The following is a 14,959-nucleotide window of genomic DNA, read 5'->3' on the forward strand; positions in this document are numbered from 1 at the left end:
CGAGAGGACGCAGTGACCAGCGCACGCCCCCTGCACGTCGCCCTGGTGGGCGCCGGCCCGGCCGGCACCTACGCCGCCGACATCCTCTCGGCCTCCGGGCTCGACGTCCGCATCGACCTCCTCGAGCGCCTGCCCGCCCCGTTCGGGCTCGTGCGCTACGGCGTCGCCCCGGACCACCCGCGGATCAAGGCCATCATCCGGGCCCTCGAGAAGGTGCTCTCGCGCGGCGACGTCCGCCTGCTCGGCAACGTCGACGTCGGGAAGGACGTCAGCCTCGAGCGGCTGCGCGAGCTCTACGACGTCGTCATCGTCTCGACCGGCGCCGACGCCGACGCCCCGCTCGACATCCCGGGGGTCGACCTGCCGGGCGTGCACGGCGCCGCCGACTTCGTGTCCTGGTACGACGGCCACCCCGACGTGCCGCGGACGTGGCCGCTGAAGGCCCGCGAGATCGCCGTCCTCGGCGTCGGGAACGTCGCGCTCGACGTGGCCCGGATCCTCGCCAAGCACCCGAAGGACCTGCTGACGACCGAGGTGCCGGCCAACGTCGTCGCCGGCCTCGAGGCCTCCCCGGTCACCGACGTCCACCTGTTCGGCCGCCGCGGCCCCGCCCAGGTCAAGTTCACCCCGCTCGAGCTCCGCGAGCTCGCCAAGGTGCCCGACGTCGACCTGCTGGTGGACGAGGAGGACTTCCACTTCGACGAGGGGTCCGAGGAGGCGATCCGCTCGTCGAACCAGACCAAGCAGGTCGTCAACACCCTCATGGACCTCGCCATGCGGGACCCCGCGACGCTCACCGCGTCGCGGCGGATCCACCTCCACCTCTTCCACTCGCCGGCGGCCGTGCTCGGCACGCCCGAGGAGGGCGTGACCGCGCTGCGCACCGAGCGCACGGAGCTGACCGGCGACGGGTCGGTCCGCGGGACCGGAGAGCTCGTCGAGACGCCCGTCCAGGCGGTCTACCGGGCCGTGGGCTACTACTCGGCGCCGATCGACGGCCTCCCGTTCGACGTCCGCGGCGGCGTCATCCCCAACGTCGAGGGCCGCATCCTCGGCGACGACGGCGAGCTCGTCCCCGGTGTGTACGTCACCGGATGGATCAAGCGCGGCCCCGTCGGCCTCATCGGGTCGACGAAGTCGGACGCCCAGCAGACGATCGGCCACGTGGTCGAGGACGTCGAGGCCGGGATCCTCGGGACGGGCCCGGAGCGGGCCGGCCGGGACGGACTGACCGCGGAGCTCGACGCCGCCGGGGTCCCGTGGACGGACTGGACCGGCTGGGAGGCCCTCGACGCGTTCGAGCGGCGGCTCGGCGAGACCGACGCCCACGTGCGCGAGCGCGTCAAGGTCGTCGCCCGCGAGGCGATGACCGCGATCGCGCGGGGCCAGGAGGACGTCGGCCCGCTCGTCTGAGCGGTCGTCCCGTCCGGCCGGTCGTCAGCGCAGCCGGGGCAGGACGCGCGCCGCGCGCAGGACGCCCCACAGGATCCACAGCACGACCGTGGCGGCCCCGACGACGACGAGCCCCGCCGTGCTCACCCGCGTGAGCGTGTAGTACGCCGCGACCCGGTCGGCGGACGGCGCGGGTGCCACCCCGACGTGCGCCGTGGCCGGTGCGGGCACGAGCTGCCCGTCGTCCGCCGGCTCGCACACGATCTCGAACGTGCCGGTCGACCCGCTGGGCATGACGAGCGCCGAGACGAGGTCGTCGTTCGTCAGCTGCCGGAGGAGCCAGCGCGGCTCGAGCCCGAGCCCCTCGGAGTCGGTGGCCGAGCAGTCGACGCCCGGCGCGTCCTCGGGCACCCAGAGCCAGACGTCGGACCCGCGCTCGACCGTCACGCTCGTCGGCGTCCCGTCGAGGGGGATGTCGACCCGCCCGCTGCTCATCCGGGAGTGCAGGACGATCGCGACGACGAGCACCACGAGGAGCGGGAGCAGGAGCCAGCGGCCGATCCGGACGAGCCCGTGCAGGGTCGCGCCGACCCTCGGGCGGAGCGAGTGCCACGACCAGGGCGACGCGTGGCGGCCGTACCCCTGCGCTGCCCGCGGGTGCTCGTGGTCGGCCCGGCCGGCGACGGGCGCCCACGGCGATGCGTCGGCGGCCACCCGCATCGACTCGACGTCGGAGCCCGCCGCGGGGGCGCCGGACGCAGGGCTCCCGTACGGGTTCGTCGACGCGCGGCCGGGCGGCGGCGCCGCGCCGTAGCTCGAGGGGTCGTGGGGCACGGGGCCAGGGTAGATCGGCCTCGGGGGCCGTCGATGCGCACGAGGGGCGTCGCATGCTTGTAGCCTGCGTGCACCCGCTCCACCGCGACCCGAGGACACCGATGCCCGGCCGAAGTACCAGCCCCGTGCCCCCTGCCCGACCACGCCCGGGGGGTGCGGAGTGAACCCGGCGGTGTCGATCGCCGTCGGCGTTCTCGTCATCGTCCTCATCACGGCGGCCACCGCCTACTTCGTCGCCCAGGAGTTCGCGTACATCTCGGTGGACCGGTCGCGGCTCGCCGCCCGCGCCGCCGCGGGCGACCGGACCGCCGCGCGGTCCCTCGCGATCACGCGTCGGACGTCGTTCATGCTCTCGGGCGCCCAGCTCGGCATCACGGTGACCGGGCTGCTCGTCGGCTACGTCGCCGAGCCGCTCGTCGGGCAGGCGTTCGGGGAGATCCTCGGCTCGGCGGGCCTCACCACGGCCGTCGCGGTCGGGATCGGCGCCGTGCTCGCGCTCGTCCTGTCGACCTACGTCCAGATGCTCTTCGGGGAGCTGTTCCCCAAGAACGTGGCGATCGCGTCCCCGGGCCCGCTCGCCGACCGCCTCGCGCCGTCGACCACGTGGTACCTGCGGCTGTTCGGCTGGCTCATCCGCGTCTTCGACGCCGCCTCCAACCTGCTGCTGCGGCTCCTGCGCATCGAGCCGGTGCACGACGTCGAGCACTCCGCCTCCGCCCGCGACCTGCGCAGCATCGTCGCCGAGTCGCGCGAGGCCGCCACGCTCTCGGCCTCGATGTCCACGCTGCTCGACCGCGTCCTCGACTTCCCCGAGCGCGACGTCGAGCACGCGATGATCCCGCGCGCCCAGGTCGACGTGGTCCGCGAGACTCTGACCGTCGCTGGCCTGCGCGAGGTCATGGCCGGCGGGCACACCCGCTACCCCGTGCTGGCGGAGGACTCCGAGGAGGTCCTCGGGATCGTCGACCTCAACGACCTCCTCGGCACCGAGCTCCCGGGCGACGCACCCGTCACGGAGATCATGCGCGAGCCGTTCGTCGTCTCCCACCTGTCCTCGCTGACCACGGCGATGGAGGACCTCGGGCACGGTGGACGCATCGCGTGCGTGGTCGACGAGTACGGGGGCTTCACCGGCGTCCTCACCCTCGAGGACCTCGCCGAGGAGCTCATCGGCGAGATCGCCGACGAGCACGACCCGGCCCCGCAGGAGCTCGCCCCGGGCCGGGAGCCCGGCGAGTGGGAGGCGCCCGGCGACGTCCATCTCGACGAGATCGAGCGCGCGCTCGGACTCACGCTGCCCGACGGCGACTACGAGACGATCGCCGGCCTCGTCATCGACGTGGCCGACGGGCTGCCGGAGGTGGGGCAGGCCGTCGACGTCGAGCTGCCCATCGACCCCGGCGAGTTCGCCCGCACCGACGACCCCGAGCCCGGCGTGCTGCACGCCGAGGTCCTCGAGATCGACCGGTGGGTGCCGAGCCGGATCCGACTCACCGTCACCCGGCCGGAGAGGGACGAGCCTCTGCTCGGCGACGCCCTGCCCGGGCTGGACCTGCGGGACGCCGACGCCCCGCACGCCGACGCCCCGCACGCCGACGACGCGGAGGAGCAGGCATGAGCCCCCTCGTCGTCGTCCTCGTGACGATCGGTCTCGTGGCGGCCAGCGCGTTCTTCGTGGCGACCGAGTTCTCGCTGGTGTCCGCGAAGCGGCACCGCATCGAGGAGCTCGCGCCCACGTCCCGCTCGGCCCGCGCCGCCCTGCGCAGCAGCTCCGAGCTCACCCTCCTGCTCGCCGGGTCCCAGCTCGGCATCACCGTCTGCACGCTCGCGCTGGGTGCCACGACGAAGCCCGCGGTGCACCACGCGCTCACCCCGCTGCTGGAGCTCACCGGCATGCCGTACGTGGCCGCCGACGTCGTGGCGTTCGTGGCCGCCCTCGTCGTCGTCACGTTCATCCACCTCGTCGTCGGCGAGATGGCCCCGAAGTCGTGGGCGATCGCCCACCCCGAGCGGTCCGCGATGCTGCTCGCCCTGCCCATGCGCGGCTTCCTCGCGCTCACCCGGCCGCTGCTGCGGATGCTCAACGGCCAGGCCAACTGGCTCGCCCGCAAGGCCGGGGTCGAGCCCGTCGACGAGGTCCACGCCGGGCAGGACCCCGACGCCCTGCGCCACCTGGTCGAGCACTCCGCCGAGGTCGGGGCGCTCGACCCCACCTCGTACGAGTCGCTCACGCGCGTCCTCGACCTGCGCGCGGCGACGATGGCCGACGTCCTGGGCGACGACGAGGTGACGGCGATCCCGCCGGGGGCGACGGCGGCCGACGCCCAGGAGCTCGCCCGCACCTCGGGGCACCTGCGGCTGGTCGTCGGCGAGGCCGGCCGGTACACGGGCGTCCTGCACGTGCGCGACACCCTCATGGCGCCCCCGGGGTCGCCCGTGGCGCCGCACGTGCGCGCACTGCTCGCCCTCGACGCGTCGACGCCGCTGACGGAGGCGACACAGCTCATGCGCGTGGGGCGCCACCACATCGCCCTCGTCACGGGCACGGACGGCCGGGTCGGCGTGGTCACCCTCGCCGACCTCCTCCCGCGTCTGCTCGCGCTGTCCGGCGAGCCGGCGCAGGGCACCGAGGAGGGTCGCCCGGCCGTCTGAGCGGGCGTATCGTCGTCCCCGCGCCGCCGTCCCGGCGCACCGGGAGCAGCCATGAGCGCGCACGACCTGTCCGCCCGCACCGTCCTCGTCGCCGGTGGCACCGGCAACGTCGGCGAGGGGATCGTCCGCGCACTCCTGACGTCCGGGGCGCGCGTGGTCGTCCCCAGCGCCCGCCCGGGCAGGCTGGCCGAGCTGCGCGAGCTGCTCGGGGCGGAGCGGGCCGCGCGGCTCGAGCTCGTCGACCACCCCCACGAGTCGTTCGACGACGCCGCGGCGCTCGCCGACCGCCTCGCGGACCACGGGCTCACCGACGCCGTCGCGGCGATCGGTGGCTGGCACCAGGGGGAGCACGTCTGGGAGCTGACCGAGGAGACCTGGCGCCGGGACTTCCTCAGCACCGTCACTACGCACGTCGCGCTCGCCCGGGCCTTCGTCCGCGCCCTGCCCGCCGACGGCTCGTACACGTTCATCACCGGGACGGCCTCGGTCGAGGCCGTCGCGACGGCCGGCCCGGTGAGCATGGCGGGCGCGGCCCAGCTCATGCTCCGCCAGGTCGTCAGCGCCGAGGCGGCCGGCTCGCCGCGCGCCGTCTCCCTCGTCCTCGGACCGATCGTCAGCCGCTCCCGCCCGCAGGGGAAGAAGGAATGGCTGACGGCCGACCAGGCGGGCGAGGCCGTCGCGCACGTGGTCGCCACGCCCGGACTGCGCGACGAGACGATCGCGGCCCCGACGGTCGACGCCCTCGAGGGACTGCTCGGCGCGACCGCCTGAGACGCCGCTCCCGCGTCAGCGGTAGTTGACGAACTGGAGCGCCGCGTCGATGTCCTCGGCCCGCTTGAGCAGGGCGATGACGGCCTGGAGGTCGTCGCGGGACTTGCTGCTCACGCGGATCTCGTCACCGGTGATGTTCGCCTTGACGCCCTTGGGCCCCTCGTCGCGGATCAGCTTGGTGATCTTCTTCGCCACGTCCTGGTCGAGGCCCTCCTTGAGCGGGCCGGCGAGGCGGAACTCCTTGCCCGACTGGACGGGCTCCTTCTCCCCGAGGTCGAGCGCCTTGAGCGAGACGCCGCGGCGGACGAGCTTCGTCTCGAGCACGTCGAGGACCGCGAGCACCCGCTCGGCCGTGTTCGCCGCCATCGCCACGACGTCCCCCTTGAGGTCGACCGACGCGCCGACGTTCCGGAAGTCGTAGCGCTGCCCGATCTCCTTCGCGGCCTGGTTGACCGCGTTGTCGACCTCCTGGCGGTCGACCTTGGACACGATGTCGAACGAGGAGTCGGCCATGTGAGCCTCCGATGAGGAACGGGTCCCGTCGCGGACGGGACGGATGGGTGACGCAGGACTCGCCCTGACGGCTTCGGACCGGCGCCCGGATGTTGATATCGTGCCATCCGCACCCGCGAGGGTGCCGAGGCGAGTTGCCCGAGCGGCCAAAGGGAGCTGACTGTAAATCAGCCGCGCAAGCTTCGCAGGTTCGAATCCTGCACTCGCCACCGAGAGGCCGGACCCGCAGCGCGGGTCCGGCCCTCGTCGTTCCGGGGGTGGGCAGGGCCCTGTGAGCACACTCACCGCGGGAGGAGGCCTCTGTGGTTGGCCCGGCCCCGTCGCCGCGTTGTAGGCTCGTCCGCGCTGCCTCGGTGAGCTGACCGAGGCACGCCCCGATAGCTCAGTCGGCAGAGCGTCTCCATGGTAAGGAGAAGGTCAAGGGTTCGATTCCCTTTCGGGGCTCGGTTCACGAGCATCACCGCCTGCGCCCACGCGTGGACGCACTCGTGGACGCGTGGCGGGGTAGCTCAGCTGGTCAGAGCGCACGACTCATAATCGTGAGGTCGGGGGTTCGAGCCCCCCTCCCGCTACCGCGCCCGCACCGCACATCGGCGGTGATGGGCTCAGCGACAGGAACGAGGACATCATGGCCACCAAGTCGGCGGACATCCGCCCGAAGATCACCCTGGCCTGCGAGACGTGCAAGGGCCGGAACTACATCACCAAGAAGAACAAGCGGAACACCCCGGACCGCCTCGAGCTGCAGAAGTTCTGCCCCCGCTGCAACGCGAAGACCGGTCACCGCGAGACCCGCTGACCACTCGGAGCACGCCGTCGTCGCCCGCGGCTAGCCTGGGCCGATGACCGAGACTCCACCGCGCCCCGCCGGCGTCGACACGACGCTCGCGGGGCGCACCTATGCCCCCACCGAGACGTACGTCGTCTCCGCCGCGAAGATCGCCGAGATGGCGGTGGCCACCGGCGCGACCCACCCCCTCCACACCGACGCGGAGGCGGCACGGGCCGCCGGCTACCCCGGCGTGGTCGCCCCGCCCACCTTCGCCGTGATCCTCGCGCAGCGCGCCGAGCAGGCGTACGTCGCCTCGCCGGAGTCGGGCATCGACTTCTCCCGCGTCGTCCACGCCGACGAGCGGCTCTCGCACCACCGGCCCATCGTCGACGGCGACCGGCTGCGCACCACCGTCGTCGTCGAGCGGATCCTCGCCCGCGGCGCCCTCACGCTCGTCACCACCCGCGCGGACATCGCGGAGGAGGGCACGGGCGACCCGGTCGCCACCGTCACCTCCACGCTCGCCGTCAGGGGGGACGCATGACCGCCGCGCCGCGCCCCGTCCCCGAGGTGGGCGAGGAGCTCCTGCGCGAGACGGTGCCCGTCACGCGCACGTCCCTCGTCCGGTACGCCGGCGCGTCGGGCGACTTCAACCCCATCCACCACGACGACGCCGTCGCGGCGTCGGTCGACCTGCCCGGCGTCATCGCGCACGGCATGGCCACGCTCGGCATCGCCGCGGCCCTCGTCGAGACGTGGGCGGGCGGCCCGGCGGCCGTCCTCGACGTCCAGACCCGGTTCGCCCGCCCCGTCGTCGTCCCCGCCGGCGAGGGCACCAGCCTCGAGGTCGTCGGTGTGGCCGGCCAGGTCGAGGGGACCACGGTCCGGGTCGACGTCGACGTCCGGCACGAGGGCGTCGCCGTCCTCACCCGCGCCCGGGTGACGGTCGACCTCGCGAGGGCGCTGTGAGCGCCGTGGGAGCACGCACCGCGGCCCCCACGCTCGCCGACCTCACCACGCTGCGCGTCGGCGGGCCGGTCGGCGAGCTCGTCGAGGTCGACAGCGCGGACGAGATCGTCGACGCCGTCCGGGCCGCCGACGACGCCGGCACGCCCGTCCTCGTCCTCGGCGGCGGCTCCAACCTGCTCGCGGCCGACGAGGGGTTCGACGGCGTCGTCGTGCGGGACATGCGGCGCGAGCTCGAGGTCGACAGCGTCGAGGGCTGCGGCGGCGGGCAGTTCACCGCCCCGGCCGGCGCCGTGTGGGACGACGTGGTCGCCCGCGCCGTCGCCGAGGGGGCCTCCGGCTTCGAGGCCCTCTCCGGGATCCCCGGCTCGACGGGAGCGACCCCCGTGCAGAACGTCGGGGCCTACGGGCAGGAGGTCGCCGGCGTGCTCAGCCACGTCCGGGTGTGGGACCGCCTCGCGGGCCGCCCGCGCACGCTCGCGCTCACGGAGCTCGGCCTCGGCTACCGCACGTCGGTCCTCAAGCGCTCGCTGAGCGACGCCGACGCCGGCGGCGGCCGCACGTGGGGACCGACGGGGCGGTGGGTCGTCCTCGACGTCGCCTTCCAGACGCCCCCGACGATCATGTCCGCGCCGATCCGCTACCCGGAGCTCGCCCGGCGGCTCGACGTCGAGGTCGGTGCCCGCGTGCGCTCGAGCGAGGCCCGCGAGGCCGTCCTCGAGCTGCGCCGGGGCAAGGGCATGGTGCTCGACGACGCCGACCACGACACGTGGTCCGCCGGCTCGTTCTTCACCAACCCGATCCTCCCGCCCGCGCAGGCTGCGGACCTGCCGGACGACGCCCCCCGGTTCGACGCGCCCGCGCCGGACGGGTCGGGCGAGACCTGGGTGAAGTCCTCGGCGGCCTGGCTCATCGACCACGCCGGGTTCCACAAGGGGCACGCCATGCCCGGTCCCGCGGCGATCTCGACCAAGCACTCGCTCGCCCTGACGAACCGGGGCGGGGCACGTGCCGCCGACCTCGTGGCGCTCGCCCGCGAGGTGCGGGACGGCGTGGCGGCGGCCTTCGGGGTCGAGCTCGTCCCGGAGCCGGTGCTCCTCGGCGTCGAGCTGTGACGGGCGTCCTGCGCTGATGGACCGCGACCTCCTCGACGTCGCCCTCACCGGGAGCGACGCGGACCGCCTCGAGGCGGAGCGGCTCGTGGCCGCGAGCCGGCGGGGAGACGCGACCCCGGGACGGGCGCGGGCGCTCGTGGGTGCCGCGGAGGCGGCGGTGCGGGCCGGCGGCGCGCTCGTCGCCGACCCGGCGGGCGGCTACGACCTCGTGGTGGGGGAGCGGACGTACCGAGCCGGCCGGTTCTCCACGCCGACGGTCGGGGAGCTGCGGCGGCGTGCCGTCGACTCGGTCGACGCCGACGCGTCCGCCCGGTCCGGTGCGCGCGGCCCGTCGGCGGTGCTGTCCGTGCTCCACGGCGGCGGCGCGCTGGCCGACATCGGCGCGCTCCAGGCGTTCGCACCCCGCCGGACGCTGTTCCAGGTCGCCTCCCAGTTCAACTGCCTCGAGTCGCCCGGCCCGTCCCTCGTGCCGGTGGCGGACTACCTCTCCGACCCGACGCAGGGACCGCGGGCCTCGATCGGCGCCTTCCCCGGCACGCTGCTGCGGCACTACGCGGCGCCCGACGGCGCCGGCGGCACGTTCGAGCAGGGGACGGGACGCCAGGTCGACCTCCTGACCGACGCGCTGCCTGCGCACCTCGGCGCCGTGCGGTCCGGGTACCTCAGCGCTCAGTACCTCGCCGACCTCCCCGCGGCCGCCGAGGCGCTCGCCGAGCGCTTCGAGGACATCCGGGTCGGCGTGCAGGACGACGTCGAGGTGGTGCTCGGCGCCGGGTGGCACGGGCGGGTCGACGGGCGTCCCCGGATCGCGCAGGTGCTCACCGCGGCGCTCGCGCACGGCGGCTACGGGGACGGGGCGACCACCGGCGCCCACCTCGACGTCATGCGGCAGCTGCTGCGCGCCGCCTACCTGGGGACGCTGCTCGGGGCGCTCGCCACCGGCCGGGAGCGGGTCGTCCTCACGCTCGTCGGCGGGGGCGTGTTCGGCAACCCGCACGCCCTGGTCGTCGAGTCGCTGCTGTGGGCGCTGGAGGAGCTGGCGCCGCTCGCGCGGGGGCCGCTCGAGGTCGTCGTCAACGCCTTCGACCTCGCCCCGGACGCGCGCCCGGCGCTCGCCCGGGCCGTCGAGCGGACCGGCGGCATCTGGCGCGACACCGCGTGACTGCCCCGAGCGCGGACGCGTGACAGCCTGGGGCGACGTCCCCGGCGTTGTCGAGCTCCCCGACGGGCGGCGCGTGCGCGGGACCGGGGTCCGTCGCCCGCGCGGCGGCGTCGAGCCGCCCGACCTGGCCGTCCATCTCCTCGGGCGCGCGCCGCGGGACGTCGGGTGGCCCCACCGCTGGGTGCGCTGGCGCGACTTCGGCCTGCCCGCCTCGACCGACGACGCGCTCGACGCGCTGCGCGAGGCGCACGCGCGGGTGGCGACCGAACGGGTCGAGGTCGCGTGCGGCGGCGGGACGGGGCGGACCGGCACGGCGCTCGCCGTCCTCGCGGTCCTCAGCGGCCTGCCGCCCGATCGGGCGGCAGGCCGGGTGCGCGGGCACTACCGCCGGCGGGCGGTCGAGACGAGGCGCCAGCGGGAGTGGGTCATGGAGGTCGCGTGGCGGCTCGGGTGACTCAGGAGGCTCACCTGGTCCTACCTGTCCTGCCCGCCCTGAGCGTCCGCCGCGAGCAGGCGGACGTGCGCCACCACCAGGGCGTGCACCGCGGGTGAGCCGAGCGGGCGGAAGTGTCCGCGCTCGCGCAGCCGCACGTTGCGCGCGCCCGGCAGGAACGAGCCGCCCGGGATGTGCGGGTCCCACGCGGGCGCGAGCGAGACGATGCGGGAGTCCACGTCGGTCCGCCCCGCCAGCCGGACGAGGTCCGGCCCACGCGGGCTGAGGGCGCCCACCGCCGATCGCGGCGGGAAGGCTCGCGCCCACACCGAGCCGCGCCACGGCGTCGCGACCGCCACGAGGCCCGCCACCCGGTGCCCCTCGGGCCCGAGCATCGTCGCCTTGCCGACCAGCCCGCCCTTGGAGTGGGCGACGAGGACGACCCCGCGCAGGCCGAGCCGCGCGAGGTGGTCGGCGGTGCGCCGCGCCCCGTCGGCCACCGGACGCCCGTTGAGGCCGAGGTCGGGGACGACGCCGACCGGATGGCCCGCATCGACGATCGCCCGGCCGACGCGGGCGAGCATGTGCCACGACTCGTACACGCCGGGGAGCAGAAGGACCGGCGCGGCGGCGGTGTCGGTGCCGGCGGAGGTGCCGGGACGCCAGCGGTCCCGGCGCAGGAGTCCGCCGGCCGAGCGCGCCGCCGTCGCCGCGACCCACGCGTAGTCGAGCCCGTGGGCGAGGGGCGGGTGAGGAGCTCGGCACCGCGGCGCGCGGCGCGCCGGGCGGAGGCGGCGGGACCCGCGGGGCCGGCAGGACCGGGGGAGGCCGTGCTCACGACTCGTCCGTCAGGCTCCGGCCGTCGTCGGACGCGGAACCCGGGGGGACCGCCGAGCCCGGTCCGCTCCGCTCGTCGACGGCGAGGTGCGCGAGCGCGGCGCGCACCACCGCGGGATGGTCCTCGACGACGACCGAGTGCGCGGCGCCGGGCACGAGCTCGACCTCGCACCGGGTCACCCGGCCCGCGAGGTCCGTCGCCCAGTCCGGCGGGACGAGCCGGTCGTGCTCGCCGTGGAGGATCGACACGGTCGCCTCCGCCGAGGCGAGCGCCAGGCGCTCCTCGATCCGGTAGCCCATCACCTCGGGCAGGATGTCGGCCACCCACCGGGTCGTCGCGGTGAGGTAGGAGCGGGTGGCGAGCAGCCGGAGGCGGTGCGTCTCGTGGACGGCCGACTGGAGGTAGCGCCACAGCTGGGTGAGGGGGTGGCGCTCGGCGGCGTTGACCGGCGGCGCGACGAGCACCGTGCGGTGGTAGGCCTCGGGACGGCGCGCCATCAGCTCGACCGCCACCTGGGCGCCCATCGAGTGCCCGACGAGCACCGGGTCGTGGACGCCGGTGGCCACGAGCACGTCGTCGACGACCTCCGCGAGCCCGTCGATGCCGAGCGTGCGGGCAGGCGGCGGGACGTCGCCGAACCCGGGCAGGTCGACGAGGAGGACCTCCCCGTGGACCGCGAGGTCCTCCGCGAGCGGCAGCAGGTAGACGGACGAGAGCCCGACCCCGTGGAGGAGCACGAACGTCACCCGGCCGTCCCCGGGGACGTCGGGGTTGTGCCGCTCCGCGCCGGCCCCTGGTGTGCCCACACGGTGGACGCGGACGAACGCGCCGTCGAGCAGGCGCATCGAGGTCACCGTGCGCGAGAGCCTGGCGACCGTGCGCCGGGACCCCGGCCGCAGGCGCACCTGCTGCCCGGCGGGCGGGGAGACGAGGTCCGCCGCGGCGACCGTGAGCCGTCGCCACCACCGCAGGCGTCCGCCGCTCATGCGTCGTCCGCGAGCCAGGCGTCCACCTCGGCCGCCCACCGGGCGACGTCCCGCCGGTCGGCCCGCGAGGCGGTGAGCGACCCCTTCGCAAGGGTCGCGATCTCGGCGTCGGACAGCCCGTGGACCTCGCGCGCGGCCGTGTACTGGTCTGCGAGGCGGGAGAGGAACAGCAGCGGGTCGTCGGCGCCGAGCGCGACGGTCGCTCCCGAGTCGATCAGCGTGCGCAGGGGGACGTCCGCGAGGGTGGGGTACACGCCGAGGGAGACGTTGGAGGCCGGGCACACCTCGAGGGCGATCCCGGCGTCGACCACCCGGGCGAGGAGGTCGGGGGCCTCGGCGAGGCGGACACCGTGCCCGAGCCGGTCGGGGCGCAGGTGGGTGACGACGTCGGCCACGTGGTCCGGGCCGAGGAGCTCCCCGCCGTGCGGCATCGCGGCGAGCCCGGCCTGACGGGCGATCCGGAAGGCCGCCGCCCAGTCCGACGTGGTCCCGCGGCGCTCGTCGTTGCTCAGCCCGAAGCCGACGACCTGGCCGGCCCCGTCCCCGGCGTGGCGTGCCGCCAGCCGGGCGAGGGTGCGCGCGTCGAGCGGGTGCCGGGTTCGGGACGCCGCCACGACGACGGCGACCTGGACGCCGGAGGCGCGAGACGCGGCGGCGGCCTCGTCGAGCACGATCTCGAGCGCCGGGGTGATCCCGCCGACGAACGGCGCGTAGCTCGTGGGGTCGACCTGGATCTCGAGCCGGCGGGAGCCCTCGGCGGCGTCGTCGGCGGCGGCCTCGGCGACGATCCGGCGCATGGCGGCCTCGGAGCGCACGACCGCGCGCGCGGCGTCGTAGGCCCGCTGGAACCGGAACCAGCCGCGCTTGTCGGCGGGGACCCGCAGGGCCACGTCGTCCGTGAGGTTCGCGGGCAGGCGGACCCCCTCGGCCTCGGCGAGCTCGAGCAGCGTGGACACGCGCATCGAGCCCGTGAAGTGGAGGTGGAGGTGCGCCTTGGGGAGCAGGCCCAGGTCGCGCATCGGGACATCATGCCAGGACGCGGGCCCGTCGACGCCGAGGGGAGGGCTCCGCGGGGCCCGATGGCGCGTCGGGCGCCGGCGTGTGATCTCATTTGCGTCATGAGCATCTCGGCGGCGGCGATGAGGGAGCCGGCCGACGTCGCCCTGCTGACGGGGCCCGACGCCGGCGACGTCCTCACGTCCGCCCTCGTCCCGGACGACGGCCGCCTCGTGGAGTGGGCCGTCCACACCGTCCACCACCGCCCGGGCGCGGGCGTCACGGTGGGGTACACCGCCACGGTCGAGCGCACCGCGTCCGACGGCTCGCGCAAGCGCACCGAGGAGTACCTGTGCGCCACCACGGCGCGGCTGACCCGGGCCGCCGGTCCGGGCCTCGTCCGGCTCGAGCCGCCGGACGGCCGGGGTCCGGTGGTCCATCTGTGGCGGCACCCGGCGGACCCCGAGCTGCCCGCCCTCGCGACCGCGTGCGACTCGACGAAGATGTCGCAGCGACTCGGCGAGCAGGTCACGCTCGAGCTCGTGGCGTACCGTCCCACGCGCCGCGCGGTCCTGCGCGCGACGGGTGCGTCCGGCCGCGTCCACTACGTCAAGGTCGTCCGCCCGGTCTCGCTCGGCGACCTCGTGGGCCGGCACCGCATGCTCACCTCCGCCGGCGTACCGGCGCCTGCCGTCGTCGCGGAGGAGCCCGCCGGGCTCGCGGTCCTCGCCGAGGGCCAGGGCGAGTCACTCGCCCGCGTGCTCCACCGGGGACCGGGGCACGAGACCGACGCCGTCCTCCATGCCCTCGTCCGCACGCTCGACCAGCTGCCGCCGGCGGCCCTGCAGCTCGCCCGCCGCTCGGCCTGGGCGGAGCGGGCGAGCCACTACGCGCACGCCGCCGCCACCGTGGTCCCCGAGGCGGAGGGGCGCACGCGGGCGCTCGCCGCCGGGATCGACCAGCTGCTGCACTCGGGGCCGCCCCAGCCCGTCGTCCCCGTGCACGGGGACTTCTACGAGGCGAACGTCCTCATGGACCCGCGCGAGGGGATCACCGCGGTCTCCAGCCTCCTCGACGTCGACTCGCTCGGCCCGGGGCACCGCAGCGACGACCTCGCCTGCCTCCTCGGGCACGTCTCGGTCCTCGTCCACCTCGCCCCGGACCGGTACCCGGCGGTGCCGCACGTCCTCGCCCGGTGGACGCAGCTGTGCGAGCAGATGGTCGACCCGGTCCAGGTGTGCACGCGCGCCGCCGGCGTCACGCTCTCGCTCGTGGCGGGGGCGAAGCGGGCGGACGGCCGGTGGCGGGCCGACGCCGAGGGGCGACTCGTCACCGCGGAGGCGTGGCTCGCCCGGGCCCGGGACTTCACCGCCGGGCGCGTGACCGGCCCGTTCGTCGTGCCGCCGCCGGTCGGCTGACCGGGGCTCCGGGGCTGCACGGATGAGAGTCCTCTCATCTCGCGCTGGTCGTGGACTCACGGCCTCCGACGACGATGGACCCGTCGGCGCGGCGCCGGCGTGAGGACGACC

The 14,959-nt window shown here is 75.5% G+C and carries 16 protein-coding genes and 3 tRNA genes; 14 read left to right on the forward strand and 5 right to left on the reverse strand.

Annotated elements, in window-relative coordinates; all coding sequences use genetic code 11:
* Positions 1 to 12 precede the first annotated feature (12 nt).
* On the forward strand, positions 13 to 1,413 hold the full coding sequence (locus tag ACZLMO_RS04955) for an FAD-dependent oxidoreductase (protein ID WP_463653068.1): 1,401 nt from the start codon (positions 13 to 15) through the stop codon (positions 1,411 to 1,413).
* A gap of 24 nt (positions 1,414 to 1,437) precedes the next feature.
* Here ACZLMO_RS04955 and ACZLMO_RS04960 read toward each other — a convergent pair whose 3' ends face one another.
* On the reverse strand, positions 1,438 to 2,226 hold the full coding sequence (locus tag ACZLMO_RS04960; protein WP_463653069.1) for a hypothetical protein: 789 nt from the start codon (positions 2,224 to 2,226) through the stop codon (positions 1,438 to 1,440).
* Positions 2,227 to 2,398: 172 nt separating this feature from the next.
* On the opposite strand from ACZLMO_RS04960, the gene ACZLMO_RS04965 reads away from it, so the two are divergent.
* Genes ACZLMO_RS04965 through ACZLMO_RS04975 form a run of 3 tightly spaced genes read left to right on the forward strand, consistent with a single transcriptional unit; the run spans position 2,399 to position 5,649 of the window.
* Positions 2,399 to 3,844 (forward strand): hemolysin family protein, encoded by a 1,446-nt coding sequence (locus ACZLMO_RS04965; RefSeq protein ID WP_463653070.1) that lies wholly within the window; start codon positions 2,399 to 2,401, stop codon positions 3,842 to 3,844.
* Positions 3,841 to 4,878 (forward strand): CNNM domain-containing protein, encoded by a 1,038-nt coding sequence (locus ACZLMO_RS04970; protein ID WP_463653071.1) that lies wholly within the window; start codon positions 3,841 to 3,843, stop codon positions 4,876 to 4,878. The genes ACZLMO_RS04965 and ACZLMO_RS04970 overlap by 4 nt, the downstream gene beginning before the upstream one ends.
* 51 nt (positions 4,879 to 4,929) lie before the next feature.
* Positions 4,930 to 5,649, forward strand: a complete 720-nt coding sequence (locus tag ACZLMO_RS04975) for an SDR family NAD(P)-dependent oxidoreductase (RefSeq protein ID WP_463653072.1) — start codon at positions 4,930 to 4,932, stop codon at positions 5,647 to 5,649.
* A 15-nt stretch (positions 5,650 to 5,664) separates the two neighbouring features.
* Here ACZLMO_RS04975 and ACZLMO_RS04980 read toward each other — a convergent pair whose 3' ends face one another.
* On the reverse strand, positions 5,665 to 6,162 hold the full coding sequence (locus ACZLMO_RS04980) for a YajQ family cyclic di-GMP-binding protein (RefSeq protein WP_463653073.1): 498 nt from the start codon (positions 6,160 to 6,162) through the stop codon (positions 5,665 to 5,667).
* Positions 6,163 to 6,290: 128 nt separating this feature from the next.
* Here ACZLMO_RS04980 and ACZLMO_RS04985 point away from each other — a divergent pair.
* From ACZLMO_RS04985 to ACZLMO_RS05025, 9 genes are all read left to right on the forward strand, one after another.
* Positions 6,291 to 6,371, forward strand: a tRNA-Tyr gene (locus ACZLMO_RS04985).
* A 162-nt stretch (positions 6,372 to 6,533) separates the two neighbouring features.
* Positions 6,534 to 6,606 (forward strand) — tRNA-Thr (locus tag ACZLMO_RS04990).
* A 54-nt stretch (positions 6,607 to 6,660) separates the two neighbouring features.
* Positions 6,661 to 6,734 (forward strand) — tRNA-Met (locus ACZLMO_RS04995).
* A 56-nt stretch (positions 6,735 to 6,790) separates the two neighbouring features.
* Positions 6,791 to 6,961 carry a 50S ribosomal protein L33 gene (gene rpmG, locus ACZLMO_RS05000; protein WP_425713604.1) on the forward strand — a complete coding sequence of 57 codons (171 nt, stop codon included), beginning with the start codon at positions 6,791 to 6,793 and terminating at the stop codon, positions 6,959 to 6,961.
* 43 nt (positions 6,962 to 7,004) lie between these two features.
* Positions 7,005 to 7,478 (forward strand): FAS1-like dehydratase domain-containing protein, encoded by a 474-nt coding sequence (locus ACZLMO_RS05005; RefSeq protein WP_425713603.1) that lies wholly within the window; start codon positions 7,005 to 7,007, stop codon positions 7,476 to 7,478.
* Positions 7,475 to 7,903 carry a MaoC/PaaZ C-terminal domain-containing protein gene (locus ACZLMO_RS05010; RefSeq protein WP_425713602.1) on the forward strand — a complete coding sequence of 143 codons (429 nt, stop codon included), beginning with the start codon at positions 7,475 to 7,477 and terminating at the stop codon, positions 7,901 to 7,903. The genes ACZLMO_RS05005 and ACZLMO_RS05010 overlap by 4 nt, the downstream gene beginning before the upstream one ends.
* Positions 7,900 to 9,015 carry a UDP-N-acetylmuramate dehydrogenase gene (locus tag ACZLMO_RS05015; protein ID WP_463653074.1) on the forward strand — a complete coding sequence of 372 codons (1,116 nt, stop codon included), beginning with the start codon at positions 7,900 to 7,902 and terminating at the stop codon, positions 9,013 to 9,015. Before ACZLMO_RS05010 ends, ACZLMO_RS05015 begins: the two co-directional genes overlap by 4 nt.
* 16 nt (positions 9,016 to 9,031) lie before the next feature.
* A complete protein-coding gene (locus tag ACZLMO_RS05020) occupies positions 9,032 to 10,177 on the forward strand; it encodes a hypothetical protein (protein ID WP_463653075.1) in 1,146 nt (381 codons plus the stop codon).
* A 19-nt stretch (positions 10,178 to 10,196) separates the two neighbouring features.
* A complete protein-coding gene (locus ACZLMO_RS05025; protein WP_463653076.1) occupies positions 10,197 to 10,631 on the forward strand; it encodes a phosphatase domain-containing protein in 435 nt (144 codons plus the stop codon).
* Between the two features lie 20 nt (positions 10,632 to 10,651).
* Here the strand turns inward: ACZLMO_RS05025 and ACZLMO_RS05030 are convergent, their stop codons facing one another.
* The 3 genes from ACZLMO_RS05030 to ACZLMO_RS05040 form a co-directional block, all read right to left on the reverse strand.
* Complete coding sequence (locus tag ACZLMO_RS05030) at positions 10,652 to 11,194, reverse strand: esterase/lipase family protein (RefSeq protein ID WP_463653077.1); 543 nt, start codon at positions 11,192 to 11,194, stop codon at positions 10,652 to 10,654.
* A gap of 250 nt (positions 11,195 to 11,444) precedes the next feature.
* Positions 11,445 to 12,434: an alpha/beta fold hydrolase gene (locus tag ACZLMO_RS05035; protein WP_463653078.1), complete on the reverse strand. Its 990-nt coding sequence runs from the start codon at positions 12,432 to 12,434 to the stop codon at positions 11,445 to 11,447.
* Positions 12,431 to 13,453 carry an adenosine deaminase gene (locus ACZLMO_RS05040; protein WP_425713597.1) on the reverse strand — a complete coding sequence of 341 codons (1,023 nt, stop codon included), beginning with the start codon at positions 13,451 to 13,453 and terminating at the stop codon, positions 12,431 to 12,433. The genes ACZLMO_RS05035 and ACZLMO_RS05040 overlap by 4 nt, the downstream gene beginning before the upstream one ends.
* 99 nt (positions 13,454 to 13,552) lie before the next feature.
* Between ACZLMO_RS05040 and ACZLMO_RS05045 the strand changes: the two genes are divergently transcribed.
* Positions 13,553 to 14,848 carry a phosphotransferase family protein gene (locus ACZLMO_RS05045; RefSeq protein WP_425713596.1) on the forward strand — a complete coding sequence of 432 codons (1,296 nt, stop codon included), beginning with the start codon at positions 13,553 to 13,555 and terminating at the stop codon, positions 14,846 to 14,848.
* Positions 14,849 to 14,959 lie beyond the last annotated feature (111 nt).

Source organism: Georgenia sp. G2120 (assembly GCF_055326485.1).